11 protein-coding genes and 2 pseudogenes are annotated in these 15,384 nt (G+C 70.2%); 6 read left to right on the plus strand and 7 right to left on the minus strand.

Annotation, left to right across the window (positions count from 1 at the left end; all coding sequences use genetic code 11):
• From AB0J09_RS34600 to AB0J09_RS34610, 3 genes and pseudogenes are all read right to left on the minus strand, one after another.
• Positions 1 to 270: pseudogene (locus AB0J09_RS34600) on the minus strand (hypothetical protein); the annotation flags it as partial.
• An 83-nt stretch (positions 271 to 353) separates the two neighbouring features.
• Positions 354 to 1,283 carry a PfkB family carbohydrate kinase gene (locus tag AB0J09_RS34605; RefSeq protein WP_360700160.1) on the minus strand — a complete coding sequence of 310 codons (930 nt, stop codon included), beginning with the start codon at positions 1,281 to 1,283 and terminating at the stop codon, positions 354 to 356.
• Positions 1,280 to 2,206: a pseudouridine-5'-phosphate glycosidase gene (locus AB0J09_RS34610; RefSeq protein ID WP_360700163.1), complete on the minus strand. Its 927-nt coding sequence runs from the start codon at positions 2,204 to 2,206 to the stop codon at positions 1,280 to 1,282. The genes AB0J09_RS34605 and AB0J09_RS34610 overlap by 4 nt, the downstream gene beginning before the upstream one ends.
• Positions 2,207 to 2,498: 292 nt before the next feature.
• On the opposite strand from AB0J09_RS34610, the gene AB0J09_RS34615 reads away from it, so the two are divergent.
• Positions 2,499 to 4,007 (plus strand): NAD(P)/FAD-dependent oxidoreductase, encoded by a 1,509-nt coding sequence (locus AB0J09_RS34615; protein ID WP_360700165.1) that lies wholly within the window; start codon positions 2,499 to 2,501, stop codon positions 4,005 to 4,007.
• Here AB0J09_RS34615 and AB0J09_RS34620 read toward each other — a convergent pair.
• A complete protein-coding gene (locus AB0J09_RS34620; protein ID WP_360700168.1) occupies positions 4,004 to 4,561 on the minus strand; it encodes a helix-turn-helix domain-containing protein in 558 nt (185 codons plus the stop codon). The genes AB0J09_RS34615 and AB0J09_RS34620 overlap by 4 nt on opposite strands.
• A gap of 322 nt (positions 4,562 to 4,883) precedes the next feature.
• On the opposite strand from AB0J09_RS34620, the gene AB0J09_RS34625 reads away from it, so the two are divergent.
• The 5 genes from AB0J09_RS34625 to AB0J09_RS34645 all read left to right on the plus strand — a co-directional run bounded on the left by AB0J09_RS34625 (position 4,884) and on the right by AB0J09_RS34645 (position 11,209).
• Positions 4,884 to 5,840 (plus strand): cytochrome P450, encoded by a 957-nt coding sequence (locus AB0J09_RS34625; RefSeq protein ID WP_360700171.1) that lies wholly within the window; start codon positions 4,884 to 4,886, stop codon positions 5,838 to 5,840.
• A gap of 64 nt (positions 5,841 to 5,904) precedes the next feature.
• Complete coding sequence (locus AB0J09_RS34630; RefSeq protein ID WP_360700174.1) at positions 5,905 to 6,603, plus strand: response regulator transcription factor; 699 nt, start codon at positions 5,905 to 5,907, stop codon at positions 6,601 to 6,603.
• On the plus strand, positions 6,600 to 7,955 hold the full coding sequence (locus AB0J09_RS34635; RefSeq protein WP_360700177.1) for a HAMP domain-containing sensor histidine kinase: 1,356 nt from the start codon (positions 6,600 to 6,602) through the stop codon (positions 7,953 to 7,955). Before AB0J09_RS34630 ends, AB0J09_RS34635 begins: the two co-directional genes overlap by 4 nt.
• 24 nt (positions 7,956 to 7,979) lie before the next feature.
• A complete protein-coding gene (locus tag AB0J09_RS34640; RefSeq protein ID WP_360700180.1) occupies positions 7,980 to 9,155 on the plus strand; it encodes a bifunctional glycosyltransferase family 2/GtrA family protein in 1,176 nt (391 codons plus the stop codon).
• The gene (locus AB0J09_RS34645; protein ID WP_360700183.1) at positions 9,152 to 11,209 is read left to right on the plus strand and encodes a glycosyltransferase family 39 protein; all 2,058 of its coding nucleotides are present in this window, start codon (positions 9,152 to 9,154) and stop codon (positions 11,207 to 11,209) included. Before AB0J09_RS34640 ends, AB0J09_RS34645 begins: the two co-directional genes overlap by 4 nt.
• A 33-nt stretch (positions 11,210 to 11,242) precedes the next feature.
• Here AB0J09_RS34645 and AB0J09_RS34650 read toward each other — a convergent pair.
• The 3 genes and pseudogenes from AB0J09_RS34650 to AB0J09_RS34660 form a co-directional block, all read right to left on the minus strand.
• Positions 11,243 to 13,163: pseudogene (locus tag AB0J09_RS34650) on the minus strand (peroxidase family protein).
• Positions 13,164 to 13,186: 23 nt separating this feature from the next.
• A complete protein-coding gene (locus AB0J09_RS34655; RefSeq protein WP_360700186.1) occupies positions 13,187 to 14,083 on the minus strand; it encodes an acetoacetate decarboxylase family protein in 897 nt (298 codons plus the stop codon).
• Positions 14,080 to 15,144 (minus strand): hypothetical protein, encoded by a 1,065-nt coding sequence (locus AB0J09_RS34660; RefSeq protein WP_360700188.1) that lies wholly within the window; start codon positions 15,142 to 15,144, stop codon positions 14,080 to 14,082. The genes AB0J09_RS34655 and AB0J09_RS34660 overlap by 4 nt, the downstream gene beginning before the upstream one ends.
• Positions 15,145 to 15,384 lie beyond the last annotated feature (240 nt).

Genomic DNA, 15,384 nt, shown 5'->3' on the forward strand with positions numbered 1-15,384 from the left:
GCCCGGCAGCGCGGGATCGATGTGGTGAACGGTCAGTGCGGGCAGCAGGTCGGACAGCGGCAGATGGTCCCAGCGAGAGGAGGCCAGCCGCGCCAGACGTTCGCAGATCCAGTCGAGCCCCGCCGTGCCGAGCGCCCTCGACAGCGTGAGGGATGACCACCACCCCGCGGGCAGGCGCGGATCACCCAGCACCTCGGCCACCTGCTGTGGGCGGCTCCAGCGCAGCGCAGGGACTAGGTCGCTCAGGCAGATCGATGACTCGACTTCCATCGGCGGACCTTATCCTCCCCAGTGGGCCGCGTGGTGCTGGCCGTAACGCGTGTGGCTAATGGTGCAGCTTACGCGGCAAGCTATCAATCAGTGTGAATAGGGTAAAGACGGTTCAGATCCAAACCGTACCGTGGTCGGCCGCCCACCTGGGCCACACATTCGGCACCAGCACGGCAACCTGCCTCCAAAGCCGCCTCCTCGCTGACACCCTGCAAAGTTCCTGTGAGAAACCCGGCGGCGAACGCGTCACCTGCCCCCGTCGAGTCCACGACCTCGGCGGACACCCCTGTGGCCGTCGCGACGATCTCGCCGTCCACGGCGGCCAGCGCGCCCTGTGCTCCCAGCTTCACGACCGCTGTGCCGTAAGTCTCACTCAAGAGTACGGCGGCACGCTCCGCGGTCGTGGCGCCGCTCAACAGGAGGGCCTCGTCGAGATTCGGCAGGATGAGGCCGGCGGGGGCGGATTCGCGGATGAAACGTTCGACGCCGAAGTCGCGCAGCGGGCCCGTGGAGGCCGGGTCGATGCTGATCGCGATCCCCGCGGCCGCCGCCTCGGCCATCGCCCGCCTGACCAGCCGCAGTCCGGCGTCGGCGAACATGACGTAGCCGGACAGATGAAGCCGGGAGACGCCGTCGAGCAGGGACGGGTCCCAGTCGGCCTCGGAGATCAGGCCGCCGGCGCCGCGGTTGGTGAGCATCGTACGTTCGCCGCTTTTGTCCACCATCGCGATCACGACCGCGGTCGGGCGGTCCGGATCGACGGAGATGTGGGTGTGCACGCCCGTCCTGGCCAGCTCGGTGGTGTGCCATTCGCTGCTGTCGTAGCCGAGCCTCGCCAGCAGGCGTACGTCGGCGCCCAGGAGGGCGGCCCAGGCGGCGGTGTTCGCGCCGGAGCCGCCGGGGCGCAGGACGATGTCGGCGGACGTGTCAGTGCCCGACGTGACCGGCGAGCCATGCAGCGCCACCACGTCGGTGACCACGTCACCGACGACCAGGAGGGCGTTGCCCGTCACGATCGGGCCCAGGAGACGGCGATCTTGGCGGCCAGGGCGGTGTTGCCGCGCACGGCGGCCAGGTTGGCCTCCAGGGAGGCGCCGGCGGTGCCGTCGACCAGGTAACCGAGCAGGAACGGCGTGATCGCCTGCCCCTTGACGCCCTGGCGCTCTGCGGCGGCCAGCGCCTCGGCCAGCACGCGGTCATGGAGCTCAGGGTCGAGCTGCTGGTCCTCGGGGACCGGGTTGGCGACGATCAGCGCCGTCTCCTGGCCGCCGAGCGCGTCCTGGCCGCGCATGATCGCCGCCGCCTGGTCGGGCGACTCGATCCGCCAGTCGATCGGCAGGCCGGAGGAGTGCAGGTAGAAGCCCGGGAAGGTGTCGGTACGGTATCCCGCCACGCTCACGCCCCGCGTCTCCAGCCGCTGGAGCGTGGCGGGCACGTCGAGGATCGACTTGACGCCGGCGCAGACGACCGTGATGCGGGTGCGGGCCAGCGTGTCGAGGTCGGCGGACTCGTCCTGATCCTCGGTCCATCCGCGGTGCACGCCGCCGAGCCCGCCGGTGGCGAAGACGCGGATGCCGGCGCGGGCGGCCAGGAACGACGTGGCGGACACGGTGGTCGCGCCGCTGGCCTTGAGGGCCGCCGCCATGGGCAGGTCCCGCTGCCCCAGCTTGCGCAGGCCGGACTCGGTGGCGATGCGCTCCAGCTCCACCTCGTTCAGGCCGATGCGGGGCACGCCGTCCAGCACGGCGATCGTGGCCGGTACGGCGCCCGCGGCCCGTACAACCCCCTCCAGCTCGCGCGCCACCTCGAGGTTGCGCGGCTGCGGCAGCCCGTGGGAGATGATCGTGGACTCCAGAGCCACGACGGGCGCGCCACTTGCCAGGGCCTCGGCGACCTCGTCTGATGGCTGGAGAACGGAGTCGGGGGTGCTGCGCATGGTGTGTTTTGTGCTCCTTATGTGGTCCTGGCCCGCTTAGGGGGAACGGCGAATTTTACGGCATCTGTTCCAAATGCGGCGCAGGTCGGACGGCCGTCCACTTGAGGATCACACGAGCGGCCTCGCGCATGCCAGCGACCCGCCTGTGCCCTGTAGACGAGCTGGTCGGCGGGTAGCGGGCGGGCTGCCGTGTGGTGGCGGGCGCGTCGCGCAGATCGTCCGGCAGGCCGAAGGAGAAATGTCCAATTGTGGGCGTTGACGGGTGGTGTGGGGTGGGTCGTAGGGTGCGGTAATGGGTTCGTATGACGTGGTCGTGGCCGGAGGCGGGCACAACGGGTTGGTGGCGGCTGCTTACCTGGCCCGGGCCGGGCGCAGGGTGCTGGTCCTCGAGCGTCAGAACCACGTGGGTGGCCTGGCGATCTCCACACGGGCCTTCCCGGGCGTCGATGTACGGCTGTCGCGCTACTCCTACCTGGTCAGCCTCCTGCCTTCCAAGATCGTCCGCGACCTCGGGCTCAAGCTGGAGCTGCGCCGCCGCCGCTACGCCTCGTACACCCCCAAAGGCGACACCGGGCTGCTCGTCGACAACGAGGACGCGCGGGCGACGGCGGCCTCGTTCATGAGCGTCACCGGCGGCGAGGCCGACCACAAGGCCTGGCAGGACTTCTACGGCATGACGGCACGCGTGGCGCAGGCCCTGGCGCCCACGCTGCTCGAACCCCTCCCCGCAGCCTCCGAGGTCGAACGGCTCGTCGGGCCCGAGGCGTGGCGTGACCTGTTCCGGAGGCCGATCGGCCGGACCGTGGCCGAGCGGTTCGGCGACGACACCGTGCGCGGCGTCGTGCTCACGGACGCGCTGATCGGCACGTTCGCCGATCCCGCCGCCGACCTGCTGGCCAACCGGTGCTTCCTCTACCACGTGATCGGCGACGGCACCGGCGAGTGGAACGTCCCCGTCGGCGGCATGGGCGCCGTCTCTGGAGCGCTCGAGGCGGCGGCCAGGCAGGCGGGCGCCGAGATCAGGACCGGGGCCGAGATCGTCGGGATCTCGCCGTCCGGCGAGGTCACGTTCGTGGCCGGGGACGGCGAGCACACCGTGAACGGCGGGCACGTGCTGGTCAACCTGCCGCCCGCCGTGCTCGACCGGGTGCTGCGCCGTCCCGTGACGGTGCCCGAGGGCGCGCAGCTGAAGGTCAACATGGTGCTGACCAGGCTGCCCAGGCTGAAGGACGCGTCCGTGGATCCCCGGGCGGCCTTCAGCGGTACGTTCCACATCAACGAGGGACGCGACCAACTCGACACGGCGTATCAGCAGGCGGTAAGAGGGGAAATCCCGGAATTGCCCCCGGCGGAGGTCTATTGCCATTCGCTGACTGACCCGTCCATTCTCGGCCCCGAGCTCAGAGGCAGGGCCGAGACGATGACACTCTTCGGCCTCCACATGCCAGCCCGACTTTTCCGGAAAAATCCAGAAGAAGCCAGGAAAATGGCCCTGAAGGCCACCTTCGCCTCCATCAACTCCGTCCTGTCAGAGCCCATCGAGGAATGCCTGCTCAAGGCCCCGGACGGCACCCCGTGCGTCGAGGTCAAAACCCCCGTCGACCTCGAAAGGGAGGCCGGGCTGCCGGGCGGCCACATTTTCCACACCGACCTGAGCTGGCCGTACGCGGAAGAAGGTGAGAGATGGGGCGTGGAGACCGAGCACGAGCGCATCCTGATATGCGGCGCGAGCGCCCGCAGAGGCGGCGGCGTGAGCGGAATCGCCGGGCATAATGCGGCCATGTCGGTGCTGAGACGCTAATCCTCCGAGATCAGCTTCATGGCCACCTCCATGGCCACGGACGCCCGTTCCGACTCCGGCACCTCCAAGTCGAAGAGGAACGGCACGCTGCCCAGGATCACCGCGAACACCGCCAGTCGTGCCTCGAACTTCCGCACCGAACTCGCCCCCGGCACCTCCAGCAGGGACACCATCTTGATCATCCCGGCCTGCATCCGCTGGCCGGTGGGCATCCCCTGCATCGCGCCCTGATTCACCTGCGCGAACTTGAACAGGGGCCGCCACTGGTTCTCGAGCAGGTCGCCGATCCGCTGCAGGATCTCCCGCCTGGACTCGGGGGTCTTGGGCTGCTCGCGCCCCCACTCCACCAGCTCTTCGATCGACTCGACCAGCCCCTCGGTGACGCTCGCCAGGATCGCCTCCTTGGTGCGGAAGTGGTAGTAGAGCGCCGGCCTGGTGATCTCCAGCCGCTCCGCCACCTCCTGCAGTGTGGTCTGCTCGTATCCCCGCTCGGCGAACAGCTCCAGCGCCACCTGCTGGATCCGATCCTTGGTGTCCGTCCGCCGCCCTGCCATGCCGCTCCCATCACTTGACGACCGGCCCACGATCACTTACTTTCGCGTAAGTAAGCAATGCGATCCGGCTTATAGGGAGCAAGACTATGGCTCAGACCTTCCCTGTCCCACGCACCTGCCCCTTCGCGCCACCGCCCGAGTACGAGCGGATGCGCGAGGAGGCCCCGCTCGTGCGGGCCTCGCTCCCCGGCGGCGACGTATGGCTGGTCACCAGGCTCGCCGAGGCGAAGCAGGTCCTGACGGGCACGGGCATCAGCACCAGCCCGGCCATCCCAACTGGGCGCTCAGGCCGGAGCCGCCGACCCCGGAAGAGCAGGCCGCGATGCGGGAGTTCGCGGTCGGCCACTTCATCGACCTGGACCCGCCGGAGCACGGCAGGTTCCGGCGGCTGCTCATCCCCGAGTTCACCGTCAGGCGCATCAAGGAGCTGCGGCCCGGCATCCAGCGCCTCGTCGACGAGCTCATCGACGAGATGCTCGCCAAGGGTGACGAGGCGGAGCTGGTGGAGGCGTTCGGGCTGGCGCTGCCGTCGCTGGTCATCTGCCAGCTGCTCGGGGTCCCGGTCGACGACCGCGAGTTCTTCCAGTCGCGTACCCGGGAGGCGCTCTCCAACTTCGAGGACCCGGACGCGAGCCGTGCCGCGATGATGGAGATCAGGGACTTCCTCGACGACCTGGTCACCAAGGCCGAGCGGCAGCCCGGGGACGACCTGCTCGGACGGCTGATCGAGACCGGGCAACTCACCCACGACGAGCTGGTGGGCGTGACCTTCCTGCTGCTCGTCGCGGGCCACGAGACCACCGCCAACATGATCCCGCTCGCCGCGCTCACCCTCATGCGGAACCCCGGCCAGCTCGCCGCGCTGCGCGCGAACCCGGACAAGTGGCCCATGGCGGTGGACGAGCTGCTGCGCTACCACTCGGTGGTGGACTGGGTGGCGTTCGATCGGGTGGCCACCGAGGACCAGGAGATCGGCGGGCAGCTCGTCAGGAAGGGCGAGGGCATCTTCGTGCTCGGCGCCTCCGCCAACAGGGACGAGCGGGCGTTCGAGCGGCCGGACGAGTTCGACATCGAGCGCGGAGCCCGCCACCACGTGGCGTTCGGGTACGGTGTCCACCAGTGCCTGGGGCAGAACCTGGCCAGGGCCGAGATGGAGATCGCGCTGCGCACGCTGTTCGAGCGCATCCCCGGTCTGCGGGTCACGGTGCCGGACGAGGAGCTGCCGTTCAAGGGCGACGGCCCCATCTTCGGCCTCAAAGCGATGCCCGTCGCGTGGTGATCCTCATGAAACGCGGATGAGTGCGTTTATCAGGTTTTCATGATGAGCCTCTAGCTTTTATCGCATGAGTGAGCCCGCACGGTTGTTGGTGGTCGACGACGAGCCCGCGTTGCGCGAGGCCCTGCAGTCGAGCCTGGAGTTCGAGGGCTACAAGGTCGTCACGGCCAACGACGGGCAGGCGGCGCTGGACGCGCTGGCGCTGGAGCCCTACGACGCGGTGCTGCTGGACGTCATGATGCCCAGGCTCGACGGTCTGACCGCGTGCCGCCGGCTGAGGGCGTCGGGCAACCACATCCCGGTCCTCATGCTCACGGCCCGCGACGCCGTGGGCGACCGGGTGTCGGGGCTCGACGCGGGGGCCGACGACTACCTGGTCAAGCCGTTCGAGCTGGACGAGCTGCTGGCCCGCGTCCGCGCGCTGCTGCGGCGGGGCGCGCTCAGCGGGAGCACTCCCGAGGGGGACACGCTGTCGTACGGGGACCTGCACATGGACCCGGCGACCAGGGAGGTCACGCGGGGCGAGCGCAGGCTCGACCTGACGAGGACCGAATACCTGCTGATGGAGCTGTTCCTGGCGCATCCGCGCCAGGTGCTGACCAGGGACCAGATCCTCAGCGAGGTGTGGGGGTTCGACTTCGAGCCGACGTCCAACTCGCTCGACGTCTACGTGATGTACCTGCGGCGCAAGACCGAGGCCGGGGGTGAGGCCCGTGTGATCCACACGGTGCGCGGGGTGGGATACGTCCTACGGGCCGCGCCGTGATCTGGCGCAGCCTCCGCACCCGCCTCACGCTCCTGGTCACCGTGGCCGTCGCGCTGGCCATCGCGGTCAGCGCGGGCGCGTGCTTCATGATCGTGCGGAAGCAGCTCTACGACCAGGTGGACTTCGAGCTGAAGCACAAGAGCGACCTTCCCTGGCTCATGGAGCATTGTCAGCCCACGCCCGAACCCGCGGGACCTTACGGCCCGCCCCAGGCGACGCAGATCATCTACGGTGACGGCCGCCCCACCTGCTACTTGGGAGTGGCATTGAAGATCACACAGGAGGATCTTGACATCGCGTCGCAAGGCGGCAGGCCGCACTTCCACAACGGCCTGGCCGAGGACGGTTCGCCCATGCGCATCGTCACCGCCAACGTCGGTCCTGGGATGGCCGTCATGGACGCCCGGCCGATGGGTCACCTGCAGACCACTCTCCGCAATGTCGCGTTGCTGCTCGGCTTCGTGTCGGCGCTCGGCGTGCTGGGCGCCGCGTCGGCGGGCCTGCTCATTGCCCGCACCGCGCTGCGCCCGGTGGGCCGCCTCACGCGCGCCGTCGAGCACATCGCCAAGACAGAAGACCTGGACACCCGCATCCCTGTCGAAGGCAACGACGAGATCGCCCGCCTCAGCTCGTCCTTCAACGCCATGACCACCGCCCTCGCCGGCTCCCGCGAACGCCAGAAACAGCTCGTCGCCGACGCCGGTCACGAGCTCCGAACACCCCTGACCACCCTCCGCACCAACATCGACCTCCTGCTCCGTAGCGAGCAAACAGGCCGCAGCCTCGAGCCCAAGGCCAAGGAGCGCCTGCTGGTCAACGTCAAGGCCCAGTTCGCCGAGCTGTCCACGCTCGTCGCCGACCTTCTCCAGCTTGCCAGGGGCGACACCGAGCACGAGCCGCACGTCGAGCTGGCCTTCCACGAGGTCGTGACGGCGGCCGTGGAACGGGCCAGGCTGCGCGGCGCCGAGGTGGCCACCGAGCTCAAACCCTGGTACGTCGTCGGCAGCGCCGCCTCGCTCGAACGCGCCGTGCTCAACCTCATCGACAACGCCGCCAAGTTCAGCCCCGGCGGCCAGGTCGAGGTGCGGTTGCGCGGCGGCCGGCTGACCGTGCGCGACCACGGCCCCGGGCTCCCTGAAGAGGAGCTGCCGCACGTCTTCGAGCGGTTCTGGCGCTCGCCGTCCGCCCGCGGCCTGCCCGGCTCCGGGCTGGGCCTGGCGATCGTGGCGCAGGCCGCCGCGGAGGCCGGGGGAGAGGTACGTCTCGCGAACGCGCCAGGTGGCGGGGCCATCGCGACGATGGAACTGCCGGGAACTCTCATGCGTAACTCAGAAACGGATAAGTCCCATTAAATCCCCGCCCCGTGAGCTTGGGGCATGGAGACAACAGCAGTAAGGACGCGCCTGGTCGAGGTGGTCGTCCCGGTCTACAACGAGCAGCGGGCGCTCCGCGCGAGCATCACCCGGCTGCAGACGTACCTCACCAGGAACTTCCCCTACGGCTTCCGCATCACGATCGCCGACAACGCCAGCACCGACAACACCTGGCAGATCGCCACCGAGCTCGCGGGGGAGCTTACGCACGTACGGGCCGTGCACCTCGACGAGAAGGGCCGCGGCCGGGCGCTGCGCACGGTCTGGTCGCGGAGCGAGGCCGACGTCGTCAGCTACATGGACGTGGACCTGTCCACCGACCTGGACGCGTTCCTGCCGCTGGTGGCGCCCCTGCTGTCCGGCCACAGCGACCTGGCCATCGGCACCCGCCTGGCCAGGGCGTCGAGGGTGGAGCGGGGGCCGAGGCGCGAGTTCATCTCCCGCTCATACAACCTGCTGCTCCGTTCCGTGATGGGCGCCGGGTTCTCGGACGCGCAGTGCGGGTTCAAGGCCGTGCGTACGGAGATCGCGCAGGCGCTGCTGCCCGGCGTGGAGGACGAGCAGTGGTTCTTCGACACCGAGCTGCTGCTGCTCGCCGAGCGGCACGGGCTGCGCATCCACGAGGTGCCCGTGGACTGGGTGGACGATCCGGACAGCCGGGTCGACATCGTCCGGACCGCGCTCGACGACCTGCGCGGCCTGGTCAGGGTGGCGCGCAGGACGCTGTGGGGGGCGGCTCGCATCCCCGTGCCCGCCAGGGTCGAGCGGGCCGAGCTGCCGAAGGGGATGGCCAGACAGCTGCCCAGGTTCGCGATCGTGGGCGTGGTGAGCACGCTGGCGTACCTCGCGCTCTACTCGCTGCTGCGGCTGATCGTCTCGCCGCTGGCGGCCAACGCGATCGCGCTGCTGGTCACGGCCGTGGCCAACACCGCCGCGAACCGCCGCTTCACGTTCGGCGTCAAGGGCTCGGGCGGGGCGCTGCGGGACCAGTTCGAGGGCCTGATCGCCTTCCTCGTCGGGCTGGTGCTCACCTCGGGCACCCTGTCGCTCCTGCCCGCCGGTGTCTCGCACGGCGTCGAGCTGGTCGCGGTCGTCATCGCGAACGCCGCCGCCACACTCATACGCTTCCTGCTGCTGCGTGTATGGGTCTTCAACCCCAGAAGGAGGACTGCCCGATGACCGCCACGGCCGCGCGCCCCGCGCACCGGATCCCCGCGAGCCGCAGCCTGCCCGCCCGCGTCTTCCTGGGTGCCGCGGAGGACCCGCGCTGGTCCAGGCCCGCGCTGTGGGGGGTGCTCGCGGTCGCGTTCGTCCTCTACGTGTGGGGGCTGAGCGGCGACGCCAACCAGTACTACTCCGCCGCCATCCTCTCCGGCACCAAGAGCTGGAAGGCCTTCTTCTTCGGCGCGCTCGACGCCGGGTCGTTCATCACCGTGGACAAGCCGCCGCTGGCGCTGTGGGTGATGGGGCTGTCCGCGCGGATCTTCGGCTACGGCACGTGGAGCATGCTGCTTCCGCAGGCACTGGCCGGGACGGCCTCAGTCGGCCTCGTCTTCTCCTCCGTGCGCCGGGCGTTCTCCGGCGGAAAGTACGGGCACATAGCCGCCTTGGTGGCGGCCGTGGTCATGACGTTCACCCCGATCACCGTGGCGATCAACCGGGACAACAACCCCGACACGATCCTGGTGCTGCTGCTGGTGCTGGCGGCCTGGTTCTGCCTGGAGTCCCTGCGTACCGGACGGCTGCGGCCGTTGCTGCTGTGCGCGCTCTTCGTGGGGCTGGGCTTCAACGCGAAGATGTTGCAGGCGTACCTCGTGGTGCCGGCGTTCGCGCTGGCGTACCTCGTGTGCGCCCGCGCCTCGTGGGCGAAGCGCGTGGGGCACCTGCTCGCGGCCGGCGTCGTCATGCTGGTGTCGAGCGCCTGGTGGATGGTGATCGTCGATCTCTTGCCCGCCGGCTCCCGTCCCTACATCGGCGGCTCGACGGACAACTCCGTCTGGGACCTGGTGATCGGCTACAACGGCCTGGGCCGCGTCTTCGGCCAGGGCCAGGGCCCAGGTGGCGGTCGCGGTGGCGGCGGGGGCGCCGGTTTCGGCGGGGAGTCCGGGGCCGGGCGGCTGTTCAACGACATCATGGCCGGGCAGATCTCCTGGCTGCTGCCGTTCTGCGTGGTGGCGCTGGCGTTCGCTGTGATCATGCGGGTGCGGCGGCTCACGGACGGCCCGTCCTGGGCCGCGTGGCTGGTGTGGGGCGGCTGGCTGGTCGTCCACTACATGGTGTTCAGCTTCTCCAGCGGGACCTTCCACCCGTACTACACGACCGCGATGGCTCCTGCGGTGGCCGCTCTGTGTGGGATGGGCGGCGTGGTCATGTGGCAGGCGTACCGGCGGTCGCGGGCGTGGGCCTGGGCGCTGCCGCTGGCGGTGGCAGTGACGGGCGCCTGGTCGTTCATGGTGCTGCGCCGCACGCCCGACTGGGCGCCGTGGCTGGCCTGGGTCGTGCTCGGGGCGACCTTGGTGGCCGTGGCGGTGCTGGCGCTGACCAGGGTACGGGCGCAGGTGACGGTCAAGATCGCCGCCATCGCGCTGGCCGCCACGGTGGTCGCGGGGCTGGCCGGTCCTGCCGCTTTCGCCGTCACGCCGTTGCAGTCGCAGGTGAACGGGTCGAACCCGACGGCCGGGCCGAGCACGGGAGGGATGGGCTTCGGCCGGATGGGCGGCGGACCCGGCGGCCAGTTCCCCGGCGGTGAGTTCCCTGGAGGTCAGATGCCTTCCGGTCAGATGCCTTCCGGTCAGATGCCCCCCGGTCAGATGCCCGGTGGGCAGGGACAGCAGGACGGCCGGGACGCGGGTTCGGGGACGGGCCGGAGCGGCCGGGCCGGCTTCATGGGCGGCGGCCCGGGCGGCGGTGTCAGCGACTCCATGGTCAAGTACCTCCTGGCCAACCAGGGCAAGGCCACCTGGCTGGTCGCGGTGAACAGCTCCATGCAGGCGTCGCCGATCATCCTGTCCACCGGCAAGCCCGTGCTGGCCATGGGCGGCTTCACCGGCAGCGACCCCGCCATGACCGTGAACCGCCTCAAGGAGCTCGTCTCCTCCGGGCAGCTGCGCTACGTCATGTCGGGCGGCGACCGCGGCGGCCCGGACAGAGGTAACAGCGAGGTGAGCACGTACGTACAGGAGAACTGCAAGACCGTGGACGGCCAGGACGGCCTCTACGACTGCACCGCGTGATCGGGAAGGGGCGCGTCGACGGCGCCCCGCACCTCAGGACCGGGATCGGCGCCATGGAGCGAACGCGTTCTCCACGCGGTGCAGCGCCGGGCGGAGCTCCGGATGGTGGCGCAGGATCACGGAGGCCATGCTGCTGTCCGCGATCCAGTCCAGCCCGGCCCCGGTGTAAACCCGCTCGGCGTAGTCGGTGGTGAAGAACCTGTCGCTGTTGAGCCGTCTGGAGGCCATCAGGACGAAGACCCGGAAGGCCGTGTCGCTGAAGGCGAACCCGCGCGGGCGCTTCTCGGCGAACATGCCCACGATCAGGTCGACGTCCTCCAGCCGGTCCGAGTACACCTCGCGCAGCTCCGCCGCCAGCGCCGGATCGTCCGTGAGCGTGTCGAACCCGCTCGGCGGCGGCAGGTGGAGCAGCTCGCGGAAGTCGCTGTAGCGGGGCACGCCCAGTTCGCGGCAGCGGACCAGGTCAGTGGCGGCCAGGTCCATCAGGCGGCCGTCGGGGCGTTCGAACTCCTGCAACATGCGCGGGAAATTGTGCAGGACGATCGCGCCCGGGTGCTCGGTCCCGAAGGAGTACAGCAGGTCGGCGGCCGGGATGGCCGAGGCGACCTGCAGCGCCGCGGGACCGGACAGCTCGCGCAGCGTGCTCTGCCGAATGCCGGAGTCGTCGCGCAGGGAGCGCAGGCTGTAGTCGTCGGGAATCAGCGGGTGCATCCGGTAGACGGCCGTGAACTCCTCGGTGAGGCTGTACGGCACCCCGAAGTGGTCGGTCCGCGACCCCGGGATGCCGCTGATCGCCTCACTCTCGCTGATCCTGCCCACCGCTCTGTTGATCCGCTCGGATGCCAGGCCCCACCAGTTGGCCCGCAGGCCGATCACCGCCGTGGGGTGGCTGATGATCGCGGGTGTCCACTCCACGGTGTGGATCTTGGCGACCAGCGGCGTTGATCAGCCGGGCGCGCTCGAACAGCTCGTCGTCCCCCCAGGCGGGGTACTCGGCGTGGAGCCGATCGCAGATGGCGTTGTGCTCGCGCTCGAACAGCCCCTGCAGCATCACCAGGCCGAGCCAGAAGCCCGGTTCGCGGGCCGGATCGGCCTCGGCCCCGGTCATCGCCCGGGCTCCGGACGGGCGCGGCCGGATCTTGCCCCCTCTTCCGGTGCGTACGGCACGCTGCTCCTCGTCGCTGGTGCCGTAGATCAGCGACAGGTCCCACCAGTGGGTCAGTGTGTTCAGCGAGGTCGCGGGCCCCTCGTATCCGGGCGGGCGAGTGGTGTCGGGAGGGACCCGCGGGATCGTCAGCAGAGACTCCGGCCAGTCGTCGCCCGGCTCCAGCGGGACGGTCCACGGGTCCTCCGACGGGCTGCTCCCGTGGCTGAACCAGTCTCTGATCATGAACTGCAGCCAGGCCGCGGCGAGCACGTTGAGGGTGCGCGCGGGCTGGAAGTGGGTACGCGTCATGAGCCGGCGGCTGACCAGGCGCGGGTTCGGCGTCATGACCCGTGCGGGCGACTCGGCGTACGCGTGGTCGAGCGGGACGTTCCGCCCGAACCGGGTCCCGGCCATGCCCATGGCCGGACGGTCCACGTCGTTGTACGAGCCGTCGGCGGTTCGCCGTACGTCGTGGCCCGCCGGGTCCGGGGCGGGTGGCGGCGGGCCGACGGCGGGCAGGTGGCCGGTGTCGTACAGGTTGCGCTTGCGCAGCCGGTTGCGGACCCCCACCAGGACCGCCAGGCCGAGCGGGGTCGGCAGCCGGTCCCAGCCGAACCGGTGGTCGATCATCTCCGCCAGTGCGTCGTAGGCCGTCCAGAACCACGAACTGCGGTAGCCCGCCCCGATGACCGGACGCTCCCGGCCGGCGGTCGCCCGGCCAAGGCCGGGCGTAGGCGCGACGGTGCGGGTGGAGTCGGGTGCGGGCTTGAGGCGGGCGGCGTTACGGAGGATCTGGCGGCGTTTCATCGGATCTCCCGGTGAGTGGTCGGCTACGGCATCTGCGTGACGTGCTCGCGTGCTCGGGAGGGCGCCAGGAGGCGGTCGCTCCCGGCGCGGTCGGGAGGCGGCAACCAGTCCCGCCCGAGCCCCAGGCCGACCACCGACTCCAGGCCGTCCCCGGGTGGTGGGGGAGGCGAGGCCGAGGTGAGGAACCAGCTCTCCACGTGATCGTCGAGGACCCCGCGCAGGGCGGGGACGAAGGCGGTCAGGAACGGCCGGTCGCGTACGTCCAGCCGCTTCAGCCACTCCGCCCGCTCGTGGTCGCCGATGAGGAGCCGGCTGTCCGGGCCGCCTCCCCTCGTGACGCCCATCCGGCCGCGGAGCGTGACGGACGACTTCACGAGCATCCCGCGGAAGGACGCGTAGCCGGTGCCGGTGAACCGCAGCGGCAGCCACGCCCGCGCCGGGCGCTGGACGTCCACGCGCATGACCATCCGCCCGTCGAGGTCGTACTGGCTGCTGACCGTGGATTCGCCGGCGACGAAGTCGAGGGAGGCACGCAGCTTGGGCATGCCCCAGACGCCGCGGCCGCCCTTGACCGAGATCTCGGTGCTCACCGGCATGTCGCAGATGTAGACGCCGGTACCGAAGACCGAGCCGAGCAGGGGCCGGTCGCTCCGCGTGCACAGGATCCCGGCACAGAGCTCCACGTAGTCGCCGATCGGGGTGTCCTGGTAGTTCACGACCGCGACCAGCAGCGCCCCCTCGCCGCGGATCCGGTACGGGCGCAACTCCTCCGGCAACACCTCACGCGCGCCACGCGGGTCGATCGGATAGGCGGCGAACAGCGCCGGGCTGCCCGGCGTCCCCACCGGCATCCGGAACGGGATGCCGTCCACGTTGGCGAATCGGCCGGCCGTGCGCCGGCACCTTGCGACGAAGGTCATCGGTCCCCCCTGTGCCGGGCCGGGGTGCCGGCCAGCTCCTCGATGATCAGCGGAAAGACGTCGAGGTGGGCGCGCTCGCCGAAGAACACGTCCAGATGGCTGTATCCGGGAAGGATGTGCAGAGCGTGGCGGTGAGGGCCGAAGCCGGCGAAGAAGTCGTAGGACAGGCGCTGGCTCTCCGGGAGGAAGCAGCGGTTCAGTTCGCCCGCCAGGAAGACGACCCGGGCGTCGGTGCGCGGCTCCTGCGCCGTGTAGTCGTCCGGCAGGCCGTCGAGGTGCTCGTAGGCGACCAGGTGGCCGCTGCGTACGCACTGGTCCATCTGCCGGAAGAAGCTCAGCGGCACCGGGCCGAACTCGCGCGGGATCCAGGTGTCGTGCGTGTCGCCGCCGAGGTTCTCGTGCCGCCACAGCGCGGGGAACCCGCTGCCGTACGTGAAGCTGACCAGCTTGCAGACCGTGCTACCGCACTCGGTGTGGGCGGCCTTCACCAGCCGGGTGATCACCGTGGCCGCGCCCGGCGGCGGGTGGTCTCCCCAGGAGGGATCGAGGTAGGACAGGAACCGGGAGGCGACCGGCACGGCGTAGCGGAGCTTGGCCCGCGACCAGGCCGGGACGACCGGGTGCAGGGACACCGCGTTCGTGATGATCGTGTCAACCTGGGGCACGAGGCCCGCGCAGGCGGACATCATGAACGAGGTAGAGCCCTGGCAATGGATGATCGCCTTGAGCCGGTCAGCCCCGGTCTCCTCGGTGACCTTGCGGACGGCGGCGGGGTGGTCGTACCTCGCCGCCTGATCCAGGGTCCACGGATTGGGTGGCACCTCGATGCTCGCCCGCCAGTCCTCCAGCCAGACGTCGTGACCCCGCGCGACGAGCGCGTCGACGATGGTCACGGGCACCGGCGCCCGGAAGACACCGGACCGGACCCCCGCACCGTGCACGAGGAGGACCGGGGCCCTGGTCGGCGGGGCCGGTCCGCGTATGTTGATGAGGCTCAGATTCTTGCCGTCACCGGCGATGAAGGGTACGAGGCGTTCGCGTGTAGCGGGTCGTCCGTGCATATCGCCACGATCCGGGCCCGGCGGCCGTCCATGGGCCGCGGCCCTGGTCTGGACTCCTGGTTCCGGTGCTCAGCTCACCGGTCGGTTACTCTTTGATTCTACCTCCCCCCGCTTTTCCGGCCAGGATGGGCGAAGGGGAGACATGCGCGGTCACCAGGGAAAACGTCCCGCCGACGAGCACGCCGACGTCGTCGTCGTGGGCTCGGGGTTCGGTGGCGCCGTGGCGGCCTACCGGTTCGC

It is taken from the genome of Nonomuraea sp. NPDC049784, assembly GCF_040659615.1.
GTDB lineage: Bacteria > Actinomycetota > Actinomycetes > Streptosporangiales > Streptosporangiaceae > Nonomuraea.

Excerpts from the sequence above, each read along its gene's own strand:
- AB0J09_RS34655 (WP_360700186.1), bottom strand. The coding sequence starts at position 14,083 with ATGACCTTCGTCGCAAGGTGCCGGCGCACGGCCGGCCGATTCGCCAAC.
- AB0J09_RS34660 (WP_360700188.1), bottom strand. The coding sequence starts at position 15,144 with ATGCACGGACGACCCGCTACACGCGAACGCCTCGTACCCTTCATCGCC.
- AB0J09_RS34630 (WP_360700174.1), top strand. The coding sequence starts at position 5,905 with ATGAGTGAGCCCGCACGGTTGTTGGTGGTCGACGACGAGCCCGCGTTG.
- AB0J09_RS34625 (WP_360700171.1), top strand. The coding sequence starts at position 4,884 with ATGCGGGAGTTCGCGGTCGGCCACTTCATCGACCTGGACCCGCCGGAG.
- AB0J09_RS34620 (WP_360700168.1), bottom strand. The coding sequence starts at position 4,561 with ATGGCAGGGCGGCGGACGGACACCAAGGATCGGATCCAGCAGGTGGCG.
- AB0J09_RS34615 (WP_360700165.1), top strand. The coding sequence starts at position 2,499 with ATGGGTTCGTATGACGTGGTCGTGGCCGGAGGCGGGCACAACGGGTTG.
- AB0J09_RS34640 (WP_360700180.1), top strand. The coding sequence starts at position 7,980 with ATGGAGACAACAGCAGTAAGGACGCGCCTGGTCGAGGTGGTCGTCCCG.
- AB0J09_RS34610 (WP_360700163.1), bottom strand. The coding sequence starts at position 2,206 with ATGCGCAGCACCCCCGACTCCGTTCTCCAGCCATCAGACGAGGTCGCC.
- AB0J09_RS34645 (WP_360700183.1), top strand. The coding sequence starts at position 9,152 with ATGACCGCCACGGCCGCGCGCCCCGCGCACCGGATCCCCGCGAGCCGC.